This is a genomic window from Neobacillus cucumis (assembly GCF_002860255.1).
GTDB classification, from domain to species: Bacteria; Bacillota; Bacilli; order Bacillales; family Cytobacillaceae; genus Neobacillus; species Neobacillus cucumis_A.
In genome coordinates this window covers 1-24894 of the sequence record NZ_PGVE01000043.1, presented here as the reverse complement: position 1 = coordinate 24894, position 24894 = coordinate 1, and the positions used below count along the sequence as shown (strand labels likewise).

The window sequence follows — 24894 nt, the reverse complement described above, 5'->3', positions numbered from 1 at the left end:
AAACTCCATGATCCATTTCCACATCTTCTACGATTACTTGGAACCGTCAACATTGATTTAAAAAAATATTGCAACACACTTAGCAAGGTTAGTAAAGATGTGTGCAATACTTAAGTTAACTTGCCTCCCTGTTGATTGGAACGGAGGGCACTCGACTCCTGCGGGATAGAGAGGTCACGGGAGACCCCGCAGGCGCAAAACGCCGAGGAGGCTCCCGGCCTCCCCGCGGAAAGCGAGTGCCCGGAGTGGAAATCAACAGGCCCATTAGCAGAGACAAATATTAATAAAAAATGGTTAATTTAGATTTAGACAAAATAAAAAATTGTGAGAAAAATACCCTTTTCTCCACAATCTGAAAGAAGACTGCCATCATGGCAGTCTTCTTATGTTTAGTTATTAATAAAATTGTAAAATTCGTTCGCAGTGTACCCGATCTTTGGAGCCCACGCTTCATCTGTAGAATATTGGTGCCAGCTGTTGTCATTCCTCATGTTATCAACCGTTGGCTGAGGATAAGCATAGTTTGACATATACTGATCCCTAAACACATAGTTTTTACTAATCCAAATGGCCCCAGCTATGATTCCGCCTTGAGGTGTATCATAGGTATAAGCACCTTGTGCGGGCTGACTATCTATCGCGCCAATGCCATAAAAATTATATTTTGTTTGCGAAATACCAGAGTTACCCCAGCCTGTTTCCAAGGCTGAATGAGCAAGTAAATAGATCGCATTTAGCCCGCTTTTTGCTTGGGCCTCTAAATAGGCAGCACCCATATTAGTCATCATAGTTGTTTTTCCATTGGTTTTATAGTTAATAAATCGATTGATTTGATCAGCTGTCACATTCGCCTTTGTATTAAGCGGAGTAAAGACTGTTAACTGATTGGTTATTGTCCCAAGCTTATCAAATTCATATCTTATGAGATCGTACCCCTGATTATCTCCAGGATTTAAAGCACCCCATATCCATCCAGTCATCCCTGTAGAGGTTTGGATTTTATACCATTCAGCATAGGTGCCAGAAGTTTTAAGATAATCTAAGAGGAACACTTTTGATCCACTTCCCACTGAACCCATACTTCCGTAATTTGTTCCAGGGCCCGATCTTATGGTTCTTGCATCCTTCACGTACCATGGATCCTTTTGCGGCTCTTGATCCAGATAGTCTTTTTGAACCCAGCCAATGGTACCGTCAACCGTTTTAATTTGAGCAGCATAGGCTGTCTCATCAAGTAGGAACACAATATCGCCATATGATAACTCAAGGTAACGGGTATAAGACGGATTATAGTAGGTTAAATGCTTCGTATAATCACTAAGTTCACTAAAGCTTCGATAAACAGGTAACTTCACTGCTGTTACATATTGAGCAGTTGTTGGAATCGGACTTAAATCAAATTGAAATGAACTTGTTGATGTATCTTCTCTGTATTGAATTTCAATCCAGTGAATATCCTTTTGAGCCGTATTGTCAAGGTCCGCGATCGAAATCGTCATTGAATCATCAGCATACGCGCCTGTCGTCCAGCGATCCACAACTAACTTCCCATCAATATAGACTCGAAGACCATCATCTGCTTTTGTCTTTAAAATATATTTACCGGCAGTGATTCGTTTGGCCGTCGTATATCGAGCTGAAAAATTATCGGAAGAGATACCTGGTGCAGGATTTCCCATCTGATTATCTACATTTAATACAGTTGTTTTTGTATCAGCATTTATTACTTGAGCTGCCGTTGGCAGACCCGTTACATCCTTATTTGAATAGTAATAAGCGAGCCAGCTTCCAAATGGAACGACATCTGAAAAAATCGCTGCATCATTAAGACTATCATAATAGGAAGTTTTAATCGTATGTTTACCAGCAGTTACTCCCAGCCATAGGGCCCGATCGAGTTTGCCACTAGCCGCTGTCCAGCGGTCCACTAGTAATTTATCATCAGCTTGTACCCGAATCCCATCATCGGCATGGCTTTGAACAAAATAATCTCCGGCATTATAATAGTTTGTTTGTTCAAATAACGCTTGGAAGTTATCTGCAGGAATACCATTACGCGGACTTCCTGATCCCCAATTATAATGAATATCTCCATTATATTGATAGAATACATTAGCACTGCTAATCTTTTCATAGTTTAGGTTAAGAAAGGCCCCTGCCGTATCTTCCTGGTATTCTACTACGACCTTATGGCTGCCGCTAGTCAGATAGATTCCATTTTTCAAAAGTTCTCTTGTACCATCGATAATCTTTTGACCATCTACCCATACTTTGACATAATCATCAGCATTTGCTTGAAACACATAGGTCCCAGCGGTTGTGTTGAGTTTTCTTGTATAACGGGCTGAAAAGTAGTCCTTAGGAATCGATGGATTAGGGGCAGCTGTTCCCCAATTGAAATTTAGCTGAGGAATTTTTTCACTCGCATTTTTCCCGCCAATCACAATCGGAGTTCCTTGGAACTTGCCATTTGAATAATATTCACCTAGCCAGCCGGCATCATCTAAAGCTGATTCAAATGGTTCCAAGTAGGTCTCAAGAGAACTTGTCCAGGTGTCTTCCCGATACTGTACTTCCATCCAATGGACATTTTTCTCAATCGGGTTAGAGACTTGGCGGTCAGAAATAGAGACTTTAACAGCTTCCCCCTTGTACGCGCCTTTTTCCCAACGGTCTAGCACTAATTGACCATCAATATAAACCCTGACTCCATCATCAGCCTTTGTCCGTAAAACATAGTCGCCGGCTGCTATTTTTTTAGCCGTGGTATACCGAGCTGAAAAATGGTCAACAGGAATGCCATTTGCTGGCGTCCCCTGCCCGCTATTTTCTGATAGCTTTTTCAGACTGTCCGTCGGTTTTAGGACCTTTGCTGCAGTCGGGAATCCACTTAAGCTTGTATTTGGATAATAATAAGCTAACCACGAATCAAATGGGACGATGTCAGAGAAGATGCCTGCACCTTTGACGTATTCCAAATAATTGGTTTTGATTATATGTTGTCCTGCGGTAACATTCATCCATAAGGCTTGGTCAAATTTCCCAGTCGCCTGTCCCCAACGATCAATAAGCCTCTTTCCATCTACATCCACCCTGACCCCATCATCTGCCAATGTCTGCACAAAATAGTTTCCACTATTTAGTACTTGGGTTTGGTTAAAGGCAGCTGTAAAGCGATCCTTTAATCCAGACGGGCCGCTTTCCCCCCAATTATAATGGACTGTGGTCCCAGGAAGGGATAGTTGGCGAAAAGGAGTATAAGTAAAGGATAGTTTGGCTGGTCCAGCATATTCATAATACTCAACCACGACCGTATGAACTCCAGCGGTTAAATAAACCATTGCCTCTTTAGCTGAAATACCGTCTTTCCATGAATCCAGAACGGTTTTTCCATCAACCTTTACTCTTACGCCATCATCAGAATTAACGTTAAAGGAGTAAGTACCTTCCTTGAAGCTGGCCTTTTTCGTATATCTAGCTGAAAAATTGTCCGCCGGAATATAGGGACTCGGTGACCCTTTTTGCCAATCGAAGTTGAGCTGCGAGATTTTATTCGAAGAATTGACTCCGCCCACGACAATAGGTGTCCCCTGCAAGTTCCTAGTAGGATAGTATTCTGCTAACCAAGTATCCCCTAAGGCTGTATTGAAGGGTTCAACGAAAAAGTTCACGTAACTCGACCAGATATCATCCCTGTATTGAACTTCAAACCAATGGATATTTTTTTCCGCTGGGTTCGATACATTTCGATCAGTGATTGGAATTTTTATGGCCTGCTCCTGATAGGCTCCTTCTTTCCATCGATCTAGGACGAGCTTACCATCCATATAGACTCTTACCCCATCATCTGCTTTTATTCTTAGCAGATAATCTCCTGCAGGCAATCTCTTTGCTGATGTGTATCGAGCCGAGAAGTGATCTATAGGGATCCCGCTTACAGGACTGCTTGTGCCGCTGTCTTCGTAAAGTTTTTTCAAAGTTCCCATTGGAGTTATGACCTTGGCTTTAGTTGGCATTCCTTTTAGTTGATCGTTAGGATAGTAGTACGCTACCCAAGAATCCAGCTTAGCCACATCCGAAAATACGGCCGCTCCATTTAAATACTCGATATAATCGGCTTTGATTGTATGATTGCCGCCTGTAACACCGAGCCATAAGGCTTGATCCATTCGGCCATTCGCATAACCATATCGATCGATTAACCGATTGCCATCCGCTTCTACCCGAACTCCATCATCTGCCAGCGTCTGGATAAAATAATCTCCTGCAGTAAGGGATTTACTTTGATTAAATGTTGCAGTGAAGTTATCCTTTAAACCATTGGGTCCGCCTGAGCCCCAATTATAATGGACTTCCCCTCCATTTTGTGTATAATGGGAGGTTTGTCCTGCTGCATGGGTTTCGCTAGCTAAAATAATGGTCGATAGAAGTCCAGCTCCAACTCCTAATATTAAGTTTTTGAACTGCAAACTTACTTTCACCCCTTTATATCTATGAATCTACAATTGTATAAAAATAGTAGAATATTTTTCTCGAGTTTAATATTAACACAGACTTTCGACAATTTTAACCCTATTCTCATGTTTTATTGCATTTTTTACTATAATTTTACAAAGATGTCTCAAAAATAATAATATATTACTAGAGAATTTCCAAAAATAATAAAAAACTGTCGAATGAAATTTCGACAGTTTTCTTGGTCTATTATTTTAATTCCGCTAGAAAATCCTTTAAGGCATCTCGCCAATGTCTCATATCCTTAAATCCATTTAATCGTAACCCCATATGATCAAGCACGGAATATTTTGGCCGAGGAGCAGGTCTCGGGAAATCTTCCGTTGTACATGGGTGAACATTCATCTTGATTCCAGCTTCTTCAAAAATGGCCTGGGCAAATTCAAACCAGGAGCAAACTCCGGAATTGGATACATGGTATGTTCCATAGTTTGTTGTAGAAACAATCGCTGCAATTTGATTGGCTAAATCCCAGGAATAAGTTGGGCTGCCAATTTGATCATGAACGACTTGAAGCTCCTCTTTTTCTTGGGCAAGTTTGAGCATTGTTTTCACAAAATTTTGTCCATGGACCCCGTATACCCAAGAGGTACGAACAATAAAGTATCTTGTATGAAAGTCACGAACAAATTGTTCGCCAGCTAACTTAGATTTCCCATACACACTGACCGGACTTGTCGGTTCAAATTCGTTTAGCGGTGAAGTCGCTTCTCCATTAAATACATAATCCGTACTCACATAAACCAATTTGGCTTCTGCTTTTTCCGCTGCCATGGCAATGTTACGTGATCCAATGGCATTGACTTTATAAGCTGCATCCGTATCACTCTCTGCCAAGTCTACTTTGGTATAGGCCGCTGCATGAATGACGATATCTGGATTAATTTCAGCAAATACCCTTTGAACTTGGTCTAAATTTGTAATATCCAGATCCTCTCTTCCAAACCCATAAACATCAAAATCCGGTAAATCCTTAAACAAATGAACAACATCCGTTCCTAATTGACCCTTGGCCCCTGTAACGATTACTTTCATTTGTTCACACCGTACTGCTCTTCATAATAATGTTTATAATCACCTGATTTGATATTTTTCCACCAGGTTTTGTTATCCAAGTACCATTGAATGGTTTCAACAATTCCTGTATCAAAGGTATACTTTGGTTTCCAGCCTAGTTGAGTCATGATTTTAGTAGGATCAATGGCATAACGGCGGTCATGTCCAAGCCGGTCTTCCACATATTTGATTAAATCCTTGGATACACCTAGTTTTTCGACAATTAAATGAACAATTTCATTATTGGTTCTTTCATTGTGTCCGCCAATATTATACACTTCTCCAGGCTCACCTTTATGAACGACTAAATCAATGGCTGAGCAATGGTCCTCCACATGAAGCCAATCACGAATATTTTTTCCATCACCGTAAATAGGAAGTTCTTTACCCTCAATCGCGTTTGTCACCATTAGTGGAATCAGCTTTTCAGGAAAATGGTATGGACCATAATTATTCGAACATCTAGTAATATTAACATTTAAGCCATATGTCTCATGATAGGCTTTTACCATTAAATCTCCTGCTGCTTTGCTGGCAGAATAGGGGCTATTCGGAGAGATCGGAGTTTCTTCTGTAAAGTAGCCAGTTTCCCCTAAGGAGCCATACACTTCATCAGTTGATATTTGCACATATTTTGTAATCTTATTTTCTCTAGCTACATCTAATAATACTTGTGTTCCCAACATGTTGGTTTTTACAAAAACATCTGGTTCACTAATACTCCTGTCCACATGGGACTCCGCAGCAAAATTGACGATGACATCAATTTTATGCTCTTTTACGATGAAATCCACAAGCTCTTGGTTCCCAATATTGCCCTTTACAAAGGTGTAATTGGGTGAATTCTCTATATCGCGAAGGTTTTCTAAATTACCGGCATATGTAAGTAAATCATAATTGACAATTTTATAATTCGGATATTGTTTTACCATGTATCGAACAAAATTACTTCCAATAAATCCTGCCCCGCCTGTTACAAAAAGGTTCACTTCATTCACTCCTAGCTAAAAGTTGTTTTCTGCATCCTTTAATAATGGATGTTTGGTATCCTTTTCAGATAATACCGGATTCGAAACCGGCCAATCGATTCCTAAGCTTGGGTCATTCCAAAGAATTCCCCGATCGTTTTCAGGAGAGTAATACTCGTCCACTTTATATTGAACTTCTGTATTTTCAACCAGTGTGCAAAAGCCATGCGCAAATCCTTTAGGCACGAGAAGCTGTCGCTTATTGGCATCCGTTAGAATAAATCCCTGCCAAACTCCATAGGTAGGAGAATTTTTTCTGATATCGACAATGACATCATAAATGGCTCCTCTTGTCGCACGAACCAACTTTGTTTGTGCTTTTGGGTTCAACTGATAATGCAGCCCTCTTAGCGTACCAGCTGGTTGGGATAATGAATGGTTATCTTGAATAAAAGTAATATTTATATCGTTTTTTCTAAAAATCTCTTCATTATAGCTCTCCATAAAAAAACCACGATGATCACCAAAGACGTTCGGTTCAATTAAAAAGGCATCTGCAAATTTTGTCTTGATTAATTTCATTCCTGTCACCCGCTTACTCTATTTTCTCTAGATTCGATCTGCTAATCGTAGCAGATATTGACCATATTCATTTTTACTAAGCGGCTCTGCCAAAGAGATGAGCTGCTCACGTGTAATATATCCCTTGCGGAAGGCAATCTCCTCCAAACAAGCCACCTTCAGACTTTGCCGGCGTTCAATCGTTTCAATAAACGTAGAGGCCTCGAGAAGGGATTCGTGTGTACCTGTATCCAGCCAGGCAAACCCTCGGCCCAATAACTCTACATGGAGATCTCCCATCTTCAAATACGCTTCATTGACAGAGGTAATTTCTAGCTCCCCTCGTTCAGAAGGTTTGATCCCTTTCGCAATTTCAACCACCCGATTATCATAAAAATACAAACCGGTCACCGCATAAGAAGATTTCGGAACCTTCGGCTTCTCTTCAATAGAGATGGCCTTTCCCTGCTTATCAAATTCTACTACTCCAAATCGTTCTGGGTCCTTTACATTATACCCAAAAACAGTCGCTCCTTTTTCTCTGGAGGCCGCATTTTCGAGCAGTTGGGTAAATCCGTGACCATAAAATATATTATCTCCTAAAACTAGAGCTACATTATCATCCCCAATGAAGTCTTCCCCAATGATAAATGCCTGCGCAAGTCCATCAGGTGAATGCTGTACCGCATAGCTAATGCTAATGCCTAAGTCCGCTCCATTCCCTAACAATTGTTCAAATCTTGGCGTATCTACTGGGGTGGATATGATGAGAATCTCTTTTATCCCTGCCAGCATTAACACAGAAAGAGGATAATAGATCATGGGTTTGTCATATATCGGCAATAACTGTTTTGAAATGGACCTCGTAAGTGGATAAAGCCTTGTTCCACTGCCGCCGGCTAAAATAATTCCCTTCAAGCTAACTACACCTCTATTTCAGATTATTTTTTGTTAGAATCCATGACATGTAAAATGAATTCCACTCGTTTTAAAAACGTGTGATTCTCAATGATGTGGTGATACCCTTTTTCTGCAATTCTTTCTCTTTCAGCAGAATTGTTTAAGTAATACTCAATCTTATCAAATAATTCTTGCTCTGTCTCATAGGTCTCCAGCATATCTTTTCCCTTAAAATGGTCCTTAATATAAGGAATTTCATCAACCAATTGAAAGGTTTTGGCTGCAAGGATTTCAAACACCCTGGGATTGCACCCTGCTTGTGATTGGGAATGATGAATATTTAAGGCTATTTTAGACTGTGAGTAAAGAGTGTTTAATTCCTTCGGAGTGACAAATTCATTGGTATAATATTTATTTATTCCAGAAAAATGGTATTTTAAGAAAGAGTCTGGTTTTTTAAGTGAAGTATATTTCCCATATATTTTGATATTGAGCTTTGGAAACCTCTTAACCAGCCTATCAAATAACTCCAGTCTATTTGGATATAATTTTCCTACAAACAAGACATCAATGTCCTTCTGATCGGTAGGAATGGGATAGTAATTATTACTGTCTGCAGCCATTGGCAAAAAGTAAGATTCCACATTTTCTTCTGCTAATTTTGCTACATCTGTTTCTTCAAACATGAATCGGTAATCGAAATTTCTGATTAGTTTATATGTATTTTGAAAGCGGAATACGGAATCCATCATCCACAAAACGGTTTTGGTTTCTTTGTTTATTTCTCTTAACGTATTTTCCTCCAGATAGCTTCCTTTAATAAAAAGAACTAAATCTGGCTTTTTCGTTTTGACAAATGATAGGATGGACTCGTTGATTTGCCGCTTATAGGCTTGGTAAAAATAATCGATTTTTAGCCTTGGAGATAAACTGTAATATAAAAAGTTTTTAATATTTTTAGGAAAAGCATCGTAGTAATCAATAATTTCTGTGGCCCACCCTAATTCTTTGAAAGCATATTCCACACTCTCATTGTAGCCAAAATAATTCGGTCCTACGATTAACACCCTTTTATCCATAGAAAACTCCTTTTTGATCGCTCAGTTCTCAATTGTATTTTTATCACGTCAGTTACATGAACTAAAATTCCTTTTTATATTATAACAATATAAACTAAAAAGGAAATAATGTTATAACATTACCAGGTTGTCGAGAAAGGGTATTTTTCTTGGCAATTTTTAATTTTGTCTAGATCTAAATTACTGATTAATTAATTGTCTCTGCTAACAGGCCTGTTGATTTCCGTTCCGGGCACTCGCTTTCCGCGGGGAGGTCCTGGAGCCTCCTCGGCGCTTGGGCGCCTGCGGGGTCTCCAGTGACCTCTATATCCCGCAGGAGTCGAGTGCCCTCCACTCCAATCAACAGGGAGGCAAGTCAATCTAAGATGGTACACACTATTACCTTGCTAAATGTGTTGTAATCTATTTTATATTTTGGCAGTCTCAGTAAAGAGAGTCTGTTTTAATGATTCAAACTATTTGTAGAATGATGTGGAAATGAATCATTAAGTCTAAAAAATCTTACGTTAGGCAAGGTTTATTTTTATTTCTTATTCTAGTGGTCTTCAGAACAAATACCAAAAAGATACCCAATTAAATATTGAATTGACACATGTTTTTATTATTTATTGTGAGTCGAAGGTCTTTATTGAATACACTCTGTTGATTGGAGCGGAAGGCGCGAAGACTCCTGCGGGAGTACGGGGCAGGGGAGACCCCGCAGGCGCTTTTGCGCCGAGGAGGCTCCCCGGCACGCCCGCGGAAAGCGAAGCGCCTGGAGCACAAATCAACAGACCTTTTGCATAGACAATCTTCTTTCCATTTTTGCATTTCTTTTCACCAATCATTAGTATAGAGTTAATCATATTATTTGGGTGGAAGGTAGATTATGAAAAAGTTATTGAAATTTGGCCTAGTGGGGGTTGGGAATACCCTTCTATCGATCGGTTGCTATATCTTGTTCGTGAAATTAGGCATGCACTACCTGCTAGCAAATATCCTTTCCTATTTAATTGGTTTATTAAACAGCTATTATTGGAATAAGAAATGGGTGTTTCAATATACGGAGCGCCATCTTTCTGTTTTTGTAAAATTTATCATCGTCAATTTAGTAGTTCTTAGTATCAATACATCCATTCTTTATTTTTTTGTAAAAATAATAGGCTGGAATCAGTATCTTTCACAATTAATCGCTACTGGTTTAGGAATGGGCATCAACTTCATTTTAAATAAAAAGTGGACCTTTGAGCCCAGGATGAACAATAGGGAAAAAGCACAGTAATATATGAAAATAACCCAAATGAAAATGTATCATTTTCATAGAATTCATTGTATATTCCTATCGATAGACCCAAAGAGGTTCCGCACGAAAAAAGCGGAACCTCTTTGGTTATTCTGCTGCCTGTATCCCTTCTACGTTTTCCAATGGGGGCTGCGAGCGTTTATTATGAAATTTTTCTAATGTGAGAACAAGAACATGAACAATTAAAACGGCCAGTGCCAGGAATTCTACCGCAGAATCGAGATAATACCAGGAAAGCGTGGCGCTGATATCGTAAAGAGAGTGCACGAGGACGGTGACCCAAAGGTTTCTTGTCCATAATAAAATCAATCCAAATAATAAGCCCATATTGGCAAAGGTGACAATAGCACCAATCCGAACTTCCCATGGCTCTACTGAATCCAATGTATGGTCAATCCCAAACAGGATAGAAGTGAGAAATAAAGCAAGCATTAAAAAGAGGTCTCTCTTCCCACTTGCCCATTTTTTCGGGAATACCTTTTTACATACGACTAGCAGGAGAATAATATAAGCCAGCCGCCAAACCTCTTCTAATCCGGCAAGGGCATCCGTATATATATCAGCGCCAATGGTATCTATTTGATCAAAAAAAGTTGAATTAGGTTCGGCTTTTGTTCCGGATTCTACAGTTTCTGAATGCTGTGGATCTACGTCCATCTGCATATCCGTGTATTCTTGAACGTATTGATCATAATCAACGTTAAAATCGTTGAAGGTATTGGATGAATAAATATTAATAATCGTACTTCCAAGGAAGAAGACCAAGAAGGCCCCTGTAAACTTTAGCGTAAGCTTCCGTTTCGTTACCGGGTGCGGTTCCGAACTGCGAATCCGCTGGTGAAGCTTTATACCAATAAAAAAGGAAGATACCATCATCGCATCATAAAAGGTACTAGCTAAATAGCTGAAACGGGATAAATAAAGGAGAACTTCAGCACCTATGGTTACTACTAGCATAGCAAAGAGTAATTTTATTGAAATCGGTTTTGTTAAGTTTGTTGTCATCCGCATCATTCCCTGCCTTAATGCTTATTTTAATAGTGTTACTGCCCATAATCCAAATCCATTTAATAAAAGCAGGAATAGAAAACAGCCTAAAATCCACTTCCAGGTTCTCTTCACTATTTTTCTCCTTTAAGATTATTGTTGGGACCATTTAAATATACCTCTGCCCCATGTTTAGCAAAACTATTAATAGATAATAATAGTAATAATTTAACATACCAGCAGACAAATATCATTACTATGTTGCTTCCATTATTCTATGAGACAGGTGATTTTTTAGGCTAACGATACATATGAATGTACAAGCTGAATGAATTTTAAGGATAAGGAGTTTGAAAATGAAACGGTTAGTTTCTTTGTTGCTTTCAGTTGTGATAATCTTTGTGTTGTCAGCGACAAATCCTGGACGGTCCGAATACGTGGATTGGGTTAACCAGAAAACAATGGATCAGTCGTCCAACCTGCTAAAAAGGGGAATTCTTTCAGTTGCCGGAAAATCCATTTTCGATGCAGGTACAACTAAAAAGGATTATGTTGTTTTTTCTATCTACAAGACGGATTTCACGGATGTGGGGATGGGGAAGATGACGACGCTTGGGATTTTTAATCAGTTTATACCATTGACTAACTTAGAAAAAGAGAAATAAAGGAATGCGCCGAATGGAAGAATATCCACTCGGCCTTTTTTATGCATGGCTTGAGAGCTTTTTCTGCTCTAAAAACCGTTTAAAATTCGGATCGTATGAATAGTTCCTTTCCACCAGCCGTGTCGTGCTCATCTTTAGGCTTCCCCATTCATGATGGGGATAGGTGTGAATCATGCTGCAAAGCCTTAAAAGACGTTCTTTTGGTAAGTCTTCAAGAAATTCTTCTATAAATGAAGAGAATTCTAGGATATACAGCTTCATTCGTAAAGCCGTATCGGCAATAGCGATTAAGGAGTCCCTTCCAAAATCAATCTCGATGTTCCCTCGATAGCAGATTAAATAAGCGATACACTTTTTAGATATCCGGGCTCGGTTAAGATTTAACATTCTAAGAGCATACTTTACAAAATCTCGATCATAGGAGGATGGAATCAGCCGTTCAAGCTCCCTTTCCAAACCATTCTTTAATGGAAGCTTGTTTAATACCCTCACCTGTCTTATTTTTACGGCATCACTGAAAACGAACTCTCCTATTTCTCGCCATTTTTCATAAGCCTCTTCGACCTTTCCCTCTTTTACCTCCGCTTCCGCCAGGTCACTGTCAAAGCGTATTCCAGCTTGGATGTTACGTAGATCCTTCCGAAGGCGTTTTTTCAACTGGCAGTAGTATTCACTTTTTAAAAAGAAAGAAAGGATGACGATGTAGCTAATCCCAAAGGCGCACCCCCCAGATAAATAGTACATGGTTTGCTTGGCTGGTGCGAAAATAATCCCCAAGCCGGTTATCGTTAGAATCCACATTAATTCGGTCATTAAGCGTTTTATAAAGCTCTTCTTCACAAATGTGCAGACTTTTTTATAGTGCTTTCCACATACCGGACAGATCTCATCTTTTAAAATCGAATAACGTTGACACTTCTTACACATTTTAAGTTTTTGAAACTGATAGTTCTGTTTCTTTTTAGCCAAGGGTATCACCCTCTGACAGCATGATGACCAATTCCTCATCCATATCATTAAAACTTCCATTGCTGTGTTTATTTTTAAGTAATTTATAGATTCTAACAATCAAAATGGAACCTAGGATACTGGTAAAAATCAGCCCATACATGGATTCTCCTCCTCTTATCTCAATAAAAAGCCTGGGCATTTCTCTAGTAGATACCTGTTGAAAGGACCAACTTTATCATTCTAGGGAGGACAGCTTGGGAATATAATGACAACAATCGGGTTGGGTTGTTTGGAGGTTATTTTCCCTTAGAAATAGAGACAGCAAATGGAGGTGGTACCTACATGTTAAGAAAAATAATGCGTTGTTTCATCCTGCTGGTGATTATTTTCTGGAATATCAGTTATCTTAATGTACGCGCAGCAAGTCCGTTACATTCCACCTCTCGAATGGAAGGAATGCTCGTGGTAGACGTCAGTAACTCGATGAAAAGCAGTGATCCGGTTAATATCAGCAAAGAAGCTATGAAGATGTTTATAGATATGGCTTCGCTTGAAGGAGATAAAATCGGGATAATCGCTTATGCTGACGCGGTTATGCGAGAAAAGGCAATGGTGAAAATCGGTTCACAACTAGATAAAAAAGACTTAAAGTCGTTCATTGACTCACTTGGGAAATACGCCTATACAGATCTGTCCACCGGGGTTTCAGAGGCTGTAAAGGTACTGGAATCAAGCCATGAAAAGAACTACACCCCGCTGATCGTTCTGCTTGCGGATGGAAATAACGAACTGAATCCAAGGGGGACAAAAACGAGTGCTCAGGCGGATGAAGCCCTTCAATCAGCGGTCAGAGAGGCAAAAGCTAAAGGATATCCTATTTATACGATTGGCTTAAATGTAGATGGAAAGCTGAATAAGAACGTGCTCACGAATGTGGCGAATAGCACAAGCGGCAAATTCTTTGAGGCCACTTCAGCGGAGCAGCTCCCACAGATCCTAAGTGAAATTTTCGCACGACATTTACAGCTGAAAATTGTTCCGTTAAAACAACTGATTGGAAATGGTGACTATCAGAATATTAAATTTAATGTTCCAAATGAAAATGTTCTGGAAGCAAATATCTCTCTTCTTTCGAAACATCCGGTTGAGGTACAACTGATCAATCCTTCTGGTCAATCGGTATCTATCCCTTCCGATCAGGTCTTACTGACACAATCAGGGACCTATTCTATGGTCAAATTGCTGAAGCCGGTGCAAGGTGCTTGGACATTAAGAGTGAAGGGTCTTCCACAGGATAAAATCGATATCAACCTTATCTATAACTATGATTTACGATTGAAACTGAATACACTGCCGAAGGAAGGCTATCAAGCGGGGGAAACCGTTCAAGTTGGGGCATTCCTCGAGGATGGCGGCACAGCCATAAAGGATCCATCCATTTATCAATCCCTAAAGGGAACCCTGTATGTCAAAGACCTCGATAAGGGAAAAACAGAGGAGTTTTCGTTAAAGTCCGGTGAACAAGGTTTCACCGGGAAGTTTAAGTTTGGCAGTGCATCTGCTTATGAAGTGGTGGTGAAAGCGGAAGATAATAGCTTTTTCCGTGAAACTACTCCACAGAAACTTACCTTGCAAACAGTCGACGCTGCTGCTCCCGTACATGTGAAACCAAGAAAAACATCCGGTACTGTTAGTGACGGTCATTCATTTAACTGGCTCTATCTTGCTGGCGGTATAGCGGCGATTATCTTCCTTGCGGCTCTGGCTTCCCTGCTGTGGTCCAAAATAAAAGTAAGTAACCGCAAGTTTAGCGGACAAATCGTGATTGAAATCAAGGATGAAGGAACCGGCGACCGAACCAGTCCGCAATATAAAAAACTAAAAATCTTCAAGGGAAAATTCCGCCTCCATCAGCTGGTAGCACTAGCTCCGGAGTTTGCGGAAACCGACAAAGTCATCTTTAAACCGGCGGGAGGAGACTCACTGTTACTCCTTAATCACTCAAACTGTACCATCGAAAAAAGCGGCCGGGCCATCAATGCCCAAAAAGGCCTCATCATCAAACGAAACGACCGCCTGCGCATCATACCAAAACAAGTTAATAAATCCATTTACATTGAGTATATTTCATAAGGTGACAGGCACCGTTTCTAACATCAAGGGAGGAGTTTTCTATGAAAGCTAGTGTTAGGGAGCATATACAGCAGTTGGATGTGTCGTTGGGCGGGGGGATTATTTCGGAGAAGATCCGTGTGGATACGATTGGGAATCCGATGCTTGTGATTGGTCTTGGGGGAACGGGGATTGATGCCCTGCTCAGGCTTAAGTATCAGGTGAACCGCCGATTTAAACTGCCGCAGGATCCTTTATCAAAAAAGAAAAAGGAAAAACCCAATAACATTGAATTTCTTGCCTTTGAAACCAATGAATATGACCGCAACAAAAAATACAAAGGGATTGGCCTCGATCCAACGAAGGAGTTCGTTCTGCTCTCCAACCCGGAAATTGGCGGCCTGCTCCAAAACCGCAGTACTCTCGAGTCCTATATCAAGGAGTGGCTGTCACCTGAATTATTAATTACCGACGGAATCAGCGGAGCTTCCGGTGTCCGCCAGGCGGGCAGACTGCTGCTGTTTACTAAAATTAATCAAGTCGTCCAGACGATCGAACGAAAAATTGAAGCTGTCCTTGAGGGGACCAATAAACGGCTATATGTGTTTATCCTAACAGGTCTCTCCGGAGGCACAGGCAGCGGCTGTTATCTTGATATTGCCTATATCACCCGCGGAATCATGGAACGAAAATTCGGACCAACCGGCGTCGATAAAGTCAGCATGCTTGGTTACCTTTTCACTCCGGATGTGAACCTGTCTAAACGCGGCTTAAGCTCCCATACGGTCGAATATATTGAAAAAAATGGCTTTGCTGCGTTAAAGGAACTCGATTACTGGATGAATTGTGATGAACGAAATGAACGCTTTAAAATGAAGTATGGCAGCCTATTAGAGGTCAATTCTCCGATGCCGCCGTTTAATCTTTGCCATTTAATCTCAGGGACCAATCTCGAAGGAAAGTGGCTCGAGAATGCTTATGATTACTGCATGAATGTCACTGCTGAAAATATTACGAACTTCATGGCCAATGAAGATAAGAAATCCAGTGAAGAGTTTGCGATCCACGACTATATCAGCAACATCCGAACTAATATTGCCCAGATGCCAAAGCCTTATGCTGCCAACTACCAATACAATATTATCGGAGCATCCATGGCCGAGATTCCGCTGGAAGAACTGACAACCTATCTCGGCTATAAACTATTTGAAAAAATGAGCAAGATGTTTGAGGTGGAACACGACCAAACAGATGTCGACCAGTTTGCGGAAAAACTGCGAATTGACCCCGACTCCCTCCATCAGCGTTTCAATGACCGTGTACCGGAGCCCTTATCCGGATATGAAAACAGCGACCGCTTCTCTTACCAAAACGTCATTAAATCGGGAGTCATTCATCTCGATGAAGAACTGGAAAGAGAATACTTACTAAAAGCGAGGGAGCAATACCGGAAATGCAAAAAGCAGCTTCCTGGAGAAATCATGGAAGAATTCCGCCGGCAAATGGAGCGCTTATTCCTCCATCCGCAAAAGGGCCCTATCTATGCATCCCGGCTCATTTACTCGAATGACGGCTTCTGTCTGTTAAAAACCTTACAGGTATATATGACAGGTCTCCGTGATCGGTTGGAACGAATCCCGCAAGCGATTCAATCGGAGCAGGAATATGCACATAACAAATTAGAGGAAGCTCGAAGTGCCTTTATCGCAAAAGACCGCAAAAAGAATGCCTATATGGAGGCCAAACTAAACGAATATTACGCCAGGGCGGAAAAAGCCAGAATGGAAGAAATGCTGGAGTTTTACGAAGATTTCTACCAACTCTTAAATAACCAAAACAACAAAATCTATGAAGTATATAAAGAAATCTTAGAAACCTTAAAAACGATTTTTGAAAAGAATGCCGATATTTTAATAGAGGGTGAGGAAATAAACCAGGATCAGTCCTACACCTATTATTGGCATTTGGTCAGTGTCCCGGATACCTCCCCAGAGATTCAGCGGATATTTCAGTCTAAGGATGGTGAAATGCTGATCCAGCAATGGTCGGAAATGCTCCTTGAAAAATCAGCCTATTGGGTCAAGGAATCGGAAGTAGATGTGGTTGGTACGGTGTCAGAGTTTCTCACCGACCAGTTCGGTGATTTGATTACAAGATCGATGGAAGACTTTTTACGTCTGAAGTACGGCGATGATAAGCCCATCGACAAGATCATTGAAGAAAAGATTGCCGCCCGCCTGGACCGTGACGCCCTGCCGGTGTTCCACCTGGCAAACAGCAACGGCCAGCTCCACTTCCCGCAATGGGGCTTTGTGTCCGTTCCTGTGAAGGCACCAAACATTTTTAACGGGATTAAAAATTTTGAAAAACACTCGTTAAGCCATTCCCGCTTCACCATTAAAGAAAGTGAATTAAAAAACAGGATTTTCTGGTTAAATACGAAAAATGGGATACCTCTTTATGCTTATTCACCATTGACCATATATGAAGCTTCCTATGAAAAAACCATTCTCGAAAAAGAAGGTGTGGGCCGGCACCTAGTTCAAACAGAGACAGAAAACTGGCTCTACCTCCCTTCACCCATCCCAGAAAAGTCATGGGGAGATACGTACCAGAATCCGAGAGTGCAAGAGTACAATACGTCCGTCCGGTCGCTGTTTGACGAAGCAATGAAATTTGGCTGTATCACCGTGAAAGATGACGAGCGCAACACAAGTGCAAAATACCAATGCCATTTTACCAAAGAGTTCAACAGCGGTGCGTTATTTGCCAAATATGAACTTGACCCGAAGAAGCTTGATCAAGCAAGCATTAGAAATCTTAACCTGGTGCTGCATCATCTAAATGAAATGTTTACGGGGGGAATGGAATCTACGGGCTGCTGTGATATTTTTGGAAGCACCAATGTAGAAATGGCAAAAGAAAACTTGATCCGTTCCCCAAAGCTAATCGAAAAAGTGAAATTAGAAGTACGAAAGTATCGTTTTATTCAAGAAAAAATGATTGAAATCGAGCAATACCTTTCCCTGCAAAAAGAACAAGAAATGTTGATAAATCAGTTTATCCAGGCCATTTACACAAATACCATAAAAAAACGAGGAGCGTTATACGTATACGATAAAGATTTAGAGGAAGATGCTTGGGAGCCGCTCGTGAACCTGATGAAGAAGACGAAATTTGCAGACTTCGAAATCTATCAAGCATTCAAAGCGTTAAGCCCAAAACAAAGAGCACAGCTCGAAAAAAAATCAGAGCGGCGCTCAAGTGAGTTAATTCAACAAGAAAGTGCAGCACAGCTAATTTTCGCTCTAGAGCAAATGGCAAATACCTATAAAAAAGAAAAAGAAACCCTTGATTATGAATACAAGGATTTGGTTAATGGCGAGGAATTGTACCATTTTTATAAAGAGATGCTGATGAAAGTCCAGGAAATGCTAAGGCAATTGAAGTCATAAGATAAACTCATGGCCACAGGTGAATCTACGCTGTGGCCTCTAATTCCAAATCTTCAAGGAATCATGTTTTTATTGGAGGGATACACCTGTGCGAGATCTTTTACAAAAGTATGCCGACTCCTTCTCCATCCACCTCGAAAAATTGAGTCAATCAGAAAATGTACAGCGCAGTGTCAACTATCCGATTGTTTTTTTATTTATAGGTGACCTTGTGAAGGAGGCCCTATTAGTCATCAAAAAGATGAATCAGGAAAAATGGCACAATAGCAGCGGAGTTATCTATTTACATGCCTATCAAACCGAAACGATGATCGCGGATAACTTGTTTTCAGTCCAGATGGACGATAAAGGGATACATCGTAAATCACAACGAAAAGACATGTATGAGGCCTTTGATCAGAATGAAACCATGCTCATCGAACTGAATAAATGTTTTCGCAAGGCTGCCTCCAAACTTGCTGAATATGGAAAGGCCTATTCATCGTTTCAAAAGGTAAATCTCTGTGTCGTGACAGCGATTGATGACCCTGTAAACATTCTTATACCAGAAATCACCTTGCTTTTAAAAAGTATCCTGCAAGAATCCTTTCGAATGGTGGAAGTGGATTTATTCGGGCTGCTTAAGGAAAAACAGGACGGTGAAAACTTTGCCTACTCTACCTCGCTTGGCATTAGCTTTTTAAAAGAACTAGATCGGTATCAACAAAATGATTTCTGTTTTGAGAAAGATCTGCAGCTGACAGAGGATCATTTAAGACTGCCTGTAAGCCACCATTCTTCTCCGCTCTTTGATATGGTCTATTTATTAAGCGATAAAAATGAAAATGGGCTAATTACGGAAGAGGCCATTCAACAAAACTATGAAATTATAAGCAATTTAAACCTGTTGAAAAATCGAAAAATCATTACGGACTATCATGAAAAAATGGACAGTTACCAGCATCAAAACTTTAAACGGGCAATCAAGGGAAATTTACCAGACCCCGTCTATGCTTCGGCCGGTTTTGCCAAAGTGACCCGCCCGAATCAGACAATCATTCTTCACGCGGCCAGTCACTTTTTTCATGAGCTGTTAGAAACTCTTAAATCGCAAAGCATCCAGCCCAGGGAGAAAATACTTAGTCTTTTTGATTTAACTGAGTCCTCCTTTCAAAAATATTACGAGCACTTCCTTCCTTCTGCTGATCAGCTTCATGACATGCTCGGATTGATCAGGGTGACCAATTCCTATCAAACCGTGAAGGCAATGACGCTGTTTGAAGCGGAGGAGTATCTTTATGAAGGGGGTACCCAAGCCTTCTTTTCTCAGAACTTTGAAGAGCCTGTCCGAGCGTTTCTACAGAATTTAGACCTTAGAGAGCAAATTGAATGGTGTTTCTATGAAAATGTAATGAATCATGAACAATACGGACTATTTTGTGCCTATCGGTGGACCGCTGATCAGCCTAATTCAGAAATGAATATTTTGAATGAAATGAAACGAATGTTGGAAGAAACAAGGAACGAGCTGTTAAAGCTTGAGGAACAGCTTGACGGGATCTATCAGCAAGCAGTGGAGCACAGTCATTTTAAAAAAAGCGTTCTTCCCTTTTCGAACAGGAAAAATCTAATCAGCTTTTTGGATTACTTTTTCACAGAAGTATATGGTACCCAATATGAGATCCTTAAGCTAAAGGTAAAACAAAGCATCTTAAAACAATACCAAGCAGTACTCGGAGAACTTCATCACTCTCTAAAACCAAAAATCAAACTGATCAACACAGTGGGAGCCATCCTGAAAAAGACCGCATCGGAAAGTTTGTTAGAATCTGACGATGAATTAGAAAAAAATATTGCCCAATATTATGGGGGGATGCTCAAGTCGGTTACGGCAAGATTTAAGGAAAAACAGGGACCCTATTTCTTTTTAAATGAACGTTTTTTTGGGAATCTTCCTTCTTATCTTGAAAGGGAGAATCCTGAAGACCTTCTTGAACGATTGCTGTTTGTTTGTGAACGCGAGGTACTAACTCAGAAGGAGTTTCACCGCAGCTTTGAAGATGAATTGTTAGATCGGTCCAATGTCATGACCAACTATGAAAACAGGGAAATTCTTACGAAAGAGGATTTGTTTAAGAAATTATATCTCCGTTTGGACGTTGGGTCGTCTGTCCATATTGAGGTATTTCACTATACCCATGTAAACCGTTATGAAGAAAAGTATTTCTTCGGCGACTTTTACAGCCAGTTCATGCAGTATGCCTTAGAAAAAGAATATGAAACACGGCAATGGAAGGTTGGCTGTTCACATGAAAAGAAAACAAGCGGAATTGAAAAGCTAACTCTTATGGGAGGATTCACATTAAAAGACCTTATGTACTATCGCAATGGTGAAAAGTACTATAAGAAATATACCGAAAATGGGTATGAGTTTCACTCAAAAGCGGAAGCGTCCGTTTAGCGGCGTATGGACTGGAGCGCTTCGACTGAGATAAAGGAAACACGGAGAGCGACAGCGATCCGATGTTGACTTATCGTAGGGAGAAGAGCGAAGTCCACTAGCCGCTGGACGCTGGAGCTAGACGGGTATCAAAGTTAAAGTCCTTTACTATTATAATTTCAAAAGCGGAAGCGACCGTTTAGCGTACCACAGGACTGGATTAGTGAGCTTCAAACAGAAATAAACCTTGGTGGTGATCAGTGGTGAACTGGGAACCGATTTCTTCCCCTATTGATGAAATAAAAGATATCAAGATTACACGAACGGACACCGATGTACATGTTCGCTGGTTTTGGCCAAGCAAAATTGATTTTGTTTATATTCATAAAACTTCTACAGACAAGATAAAGTCCAATAAGGAATTCAATCCACATGATTTAAAGCTCTACACTCGTGAGGAGTATAAAGCAAACCAAGGGTACTTTCTCAAGCTAGACACAATAGGGCAAATGGCCCTTCGGATTTTCCCTGGTAAAAAAGAAGGTGGCCAACTGACTGTCTTTCGTCAAGAAAATGAACACAATTGTGCCTATATCAGCGGGTCCACGGCAAAGGTTTATTTTTCAATCACTTATAAACATAAACTCTTTCAGACCCAAAAAAGAGTAAAAATGGCCATTACTACCGAACTGCCACTCAGAAAAGATGAACTTGTCTACGTAAAAAAAAGCGGTGGAGTTCCCCTCTCGGTGGAGGATGGAACCATCTATCCTTTTATTCGGGACTTCGTTCCCGGAAAAACCGTCCTGTCGGAAATTGAAATTGATCAACATGAGTTCATTCAAATTTTCTTAAGAAACGGAAAAGATGCGGCTCAACATTTTGAGCTGATTCCTGTATAGGGGGTCCATTGATGTTCTCACTATTAAAACGCCTCTTTGAGAATAAACAGCCATTAAAGGAAAGATTACCATTTTACGATATTGTCTGCCCTTACTGTTTTTCAAAATTCCACCATGAGGAGGTCGTTTTCAGGGCCGCTCATTATCGGGAGGACGACGAGGAATTCGCCCTTCAGGAAGATGAACAATTAAACAGTTACCGTGCTAAATTTGGACTTGCGCCAATTGATGAACTAGAAGCAATTATTGAACCATTGAGGGTTCCAGATGAACAAAAAATCTATTCCAATCACGTCTTAATGGGGATTTCTGATAAATACTCCATGGTAACACGAAATCGGCTTTGCCCTGAATGTCATAACGACCTGCCAATTACCGCCGGAAAATATCCAAGCAATATCGTCTCAATTGTGGGTGCCACTTCAGTTGGAAAAACAGTTTTCATGACCACGCTGATTCACACACTCCAACATTTGACTGCCAATAATTTCAATGCAGCCTGTATTCCACTTACCACTGAAATTAGCAGACGCTTTCGAATCAACTATGAAGCTCCTCTCTTTGAACATGGGAGCTTGTTACAATCAACAGAAAAAACCATCCGGCAAGAACCGTTTATTTTTCAATTTATTTTTAAAAATGAAGACCATGCTCCGCTGACTCTTGTGTTTTTTGATGTTGCAGGAGAAGGAATGACCGACAAAGACTATCTCAAGCTTCATGCCGCTCATATTAAAAATTCAGCCGGGATTATGTTCTTGGTCGACCCCATCCAAATTCGTACCATTCGCGATAAGTTAATTTATCAGATGGGAGAACACCCAGGAGAAATTTCGGTCCAAGGTGAGGAGCCCCGCGAAGTGGTGATCTCGCTTTTCAGCGACTTTATCGCCCATTTAGAAGACAGCAAAACAAGTATCCTTACCGCAGTGATATTAACAAAAAGTGATCTTCTACATGCGTTAAAAGATGGGGCTGGGGATTATATCGGGACGAACAGTAATGTGTTTCGCCATTTTACGCACCGGGAATATCTCGATTTAGGTGAGTATGAGAATATCAATGGAGAAATGAAAAGATTTTTAACAAAAGTGGATATCCCGCTCGTGAATGCGCTAGATGTGTATTTTAAGGAAATCTCTTACTTTGCTGTATCCTCATTAGGAAGTAATCCCGTTAATCAGCAAGTAAGCGGGATAATTAGTCCGGTTCGTGTGGATGAACCATTTATTTGGCTGCTTTATAAATTGGGATATATCGAGGGGAGACACAGGGAGTGACCGAAAAAATTCACCAGCATATGTATACACGGGAACGGAAAGGAATATTTCAAGACTCCGCCGGATATGACACCATTGCGATGTCAGAAGGGCTTGAACCTTTTTTTGTAAAAAAATATTTGCATCCTTTTTGTCTGTATCATGGTCCAAAAAAGCTCAGAGAACAAGGTAACAGGGATTCTTCTTGTTATCCCCCGGCGGTGACCATTTTTCAGCCTGAAACCGGTGAGCTTGTAATTGGTCAGGCTGTTTTTGTTCCTGCGGATTTTACGGGTGCCCGCAGCACCTATTTTATGCATAGCTTTGTTATTCCTTCTGATCAAAAAGATCACTGGGTTCAACAGCCCGAAATGCTGTTTCAACTCAAGGAATCCTTTCAAACAAGCTATGATATCAGCCAAGGTCCTGTTCTGCCAGAACTAGAGTTGGTTTCCTATAAAAAAGCTGATATTTTAGAAGATATAGTACTAAATAGGCTGGGGATTAAAAATGCTGACCTTCAGCAGCTCTTGTATGCGGTTATGACTTCGATTTCCGGTAAGAAGAAGGTATTCATTACTCTAAATGTGCCTTTGCAGGAATACAGCCGTTACGCACTTATGCTGCTAGAATTACTTTTTCTTTATCTGCCATATGCTTTTAGAAATATGCTAGGGGCCATTACCTTTACAAGTGAACCAGAAACAAGAAATTATATTCATGTTACCTTTTTTGAACCCGGAACACTTAATATCAGTGATCCTTCGATTAAAAAGCAATTTATTTTCGATTTTGCTGGCGGATTTATTTCCAGCGTATCTTTGCCCCTTGAACAAAAGGAGTTTTTTGATTTTGCCTTTGAGGATTTAACCCGGATGGATGATTTCTTTAAATTTTCCGAAATGGCATTAGCCGGTTTACCAGTAGAGGAAAAATTGTCATTAGAAAGTTACAATCAGTTAACCGATTTATTTCTTACACTAGCCAATGATGACCGTGACCTTTTCTTAAAGGATAAAGTTGCATTCCTAGATAAACTGATTAAATTTTTGAAACATAGAGAGGAGGATAAGTCACCATTAGTTGAATTGTTTTTGAGGGTTTTGGAGAATGGACAATTGGCTGTTGATCTTAACCTTCGTATGAAGAATCTGAAATTAGAAGATCTTAAGTGTTTTAGGGATAATATTTCCGATGAACTTGTTTTAAAAATAAAGAATGAAACCGCACGGGATTATTTTTTGGTTCTTAAAGCTCTTTCGAAACTAATAAATTCCTCAGGAGAATCAGCTTCTTGTTATCTTAAGCTGTTAACTAGTAATGGCCGGCATCAGCTCAATGGGATGCTGCAGAGAATACTCAGTGAAAAATCTATATCAGCACCATTTCGATTACTTTTTATCGCCTTTGAAACTAGTAATGATGAGGTTGATTTTCCTAAGTTATTGAATTTTATCATTAACCATTATAACGAGATGACCATGTGTTCATTTATTAAAGAGAGTGCGAACCTTGCAGCGGTGGACTTACTCTTTAGAAGTTCGTTAAAATCGTATTTAATACACCATCCAAGGTCCATTTGGAAGAATAAGACATGGCGAAAGGAATTACAATCAGTGAATGATTCTTTATTTAAACTTTTTGTAAAGGAAATAGAGAAAGAGACTTCCAATCCGCTTGTTAGGTTACTAAAAGGAATGAGCTGAAAACGATTTTCCTCTTAAAAAACAAAAAAAGGCAGCTATTTGAGCTGTCTTTTTCCGTGCCTGGCAACGTCCTACTC

The 24894-nt window shown here is 40.3% G+C and carries 17 protein-coding genes; 8 read left to right on the top strand and 9 right to left on the bottom strand.

All coding sequences use genetic code 11. The annotated features are described in order from the left end of the window. Positions 1-389 precede the first annotated feature (389 nt). From CVD27_RS11795 to CVD27_RS11770, 6 genes are all read right to left on the bottom strand, one after another. The gene (locus CVD27_RS11795) at positions 390-4469 is read right to left on the bottom strand and encodes a PA14 domain-containing protein (protein WP_101648110.1); all 4080 of its coding nucleotides are present in this window, start codon (positions 4467-4469) and stop codon (positions 390-392) included. Positions 4470-4704: 235 nt separating this feature from the next. Then, the gene (gene rfbD, locus CVD27_RS11790; protein WP_101648109.1) at positions 4705-5550 is read right to left on the bottom strand and encodes a dTDP-4-dehydrorhamnose reductase; all 846 of its coding nucleotides are present in this window, start codon (positions 5548-5550) and stop codon (positions 4705-4707) included. Further along, entirely contained in the window at positions 5547-6560 is a 1014-nt protein-coding gene (gene rfbB / locus CVD27_RS11785) for a dTDP-glucose 4,6-dehydratase (RefSeq protein WP_101648108.1), read from the bottom strand. Before rfbB ends, rfbD begins: the two co-directional genes overlap by 4 nt. 15 nt (positions 6561-6575) lie before the next feature. Then, positions 6576-7121, bottom strand: a complete 546-nt coding sequence (gene rfbC, locus CVD27_RS11780) for a dTDP-4-dehydrorhamnose 3,5-epimerase (protein ID WP_101648107.1) — start codon at positions 7119-7121, stop codon at positions 6576-6578. Positions 7122-7148: 27 nt separating this feature from the next. After that, entirely contained in the window at positions 7149-8018 is an 870-nt protein-coding gene (gene rfbA, locus CVD27_RS11775; RefSeq protein WP_101648106.1) for a glucose-1-phosphate thymidylyltransferase RfbA, read from the bottom strand. A gap of 23 nt (positions 8019-8041) precedes the next feature. Then, positions 8042-9079, bottom strand: a complete 1038-nt coding sequence (locus CVD27_RS11770) for a CgeB family protein (protein WP_101648105.1) — start codon at positions 9077-9079, stop codon at positions 8042-8044. A gap of 868 nt (positions 9080-9947) precedes the next feature. Here CVD27_RS11770 and CVD27_RS11760 point away from each other — a divergent pair. Beyond that, positions 9948-10340 (top strand): GtrA family protein, encoded by a 393-nt coding sequence (locus CVD27_RS11760; RefSeq protein WP_101648103.1) that lies wholly within the window; start codon positions 9948-9950, stop codon positions 10338-10340. Positions 10341-10448: 108 nt separating this feature from the next. On the opposite strand, the gene CVD27_RS11755 is transcribed toward CVD27_RS11760, so the two are convergent. Continuing rightward, positions 10449-11366 (bottom strand): CPBP family intramembrane glutamic endopeptidase, encoded by a 918-nt coding sequence (locus CVD27_RS11755; RefSeq protein ID WP_180960242.1) that lies wholly within the window; start codon positions 11364-11366, stop codon positions 10449-10451. 338 nt (positions 11367-11704) lie between these two features. Here CVD27_RS11755 and CVD27_RS11750 point away from each other — a divergent pair, with 338 nt between their 5' ends. Continuing rightward, on the top strand, positions 11705-12013 hold the full coding sequence (locus CVD27_RS11750; RefSeq protein WP_101648101.1) for a DUF4359 domain-containing protein: 309 nt from the start codon (positions 11705-11707) through the stop codon (positions 12011-12013). A 39-nt stretch (positions 12014-12052) separates the two neighbouring features. Here the strand turns inward: CVD27_RS11750 and CVD27_RS11745 are convergent, their stop codons facing one another. Next, on the bottom strand, positions 12053-12982 hold the full coding sequence (locus CVD27_RS11745) for a hypothetical protein (RefSeq protein ID WP_101648100.1): 930 nt from the start codon (positions 12980-12982) through the stop codon (positions 12053-12055). Beyond that, complete coding sequence (locus tag CVD27_RS28050; RefSeq protein ID WP_180960241.1) at positions 12975-13124, bottom strand: hypothetical protein; 150 nt, start codon at positions 13122-13124, stop codon at positions 12975-12977. The genes CVD27_RS11745 and CVD27_RS28050 overlap by 8 nt, the downstream gene beginning before the upstream one ends. A 182-nt stretch (positions 13125-13306) precedes the next feature. Between CVD27_RS28050 and CVD27_RS11740 the strand changes: the two genes are divergently transcribed. The 6 genes from CVD27_RS11740 to CVD27_RS11715 all read left to right on the top strand — a co-directional run bounded on the left by CVD27_RS11740 (position 13307) and on the right by CVD27_RS11715 (position 24817). After that, complete coding sequence (locus CVD27_RS11740; RefSeq protein WP_101648099.1) at positions 13307-15097, top strand: VWA domain-containing protein; 1791 nt, start codon at positions 13307-13309, stop codon at positions 15095-15097. Positions 15098-15138: 41 nt separating this feature from the next. Continuing rightward, positions 15139-18531, top strand: coding sequence for a tubulin-like doman-containing protein (locus CVD27_RS11735; protein WP_101648098.1), 3393 nt, complete (start codon positions 15139-15141; stop codon positions 18529-18531). Positions 18532-18619: 88 nt separating this feature from the next. After that, complete coding sequence (locus CVD27_RS11730) at positions 18620-20971, top strand: hypothetical protein (protein WP_101648097.1); 2352 nt, start codon at positions 18620-18622, stop codon at positions 20969-20971. 239 nt (positions 20972-21210) lie between these two features. Beyond that, entirely contained in the window at positions 21211-21852 is a 642-nt protein-coding gene (locus tag CVD27_RS11725; protein ID WP_101648096.1) for a beta-mannanase, read from the top strand. Between the two features lie 11 nt (positions 21853-21863). Next, a complete protein-coding gene (locus CVD27_RS11720; RefSeq protein WP_101648095.1) occupies positions 21864-23132 on the top strand; it encodes a TRAFAC clade GTPase domain-containing protein in 1269 nt (422 codons plus the stop codon). Further along, positions 23129-24817, top strand: a complete 1689-nt coding sequence (locus CVD27_RS11715; protein WP_101648094.1) for a GAP1-N2 domain-containing protein — start codon at positions 23129-23131, stop codon at positions 24815-24817. Before CVD27_RS11720 ends, CVD27_RS11715 begins: the two co-directional genes overlap by 4 nt. The last annotated feature ends 77 nt before the right edge of the window (positions 24818-24894 follow it).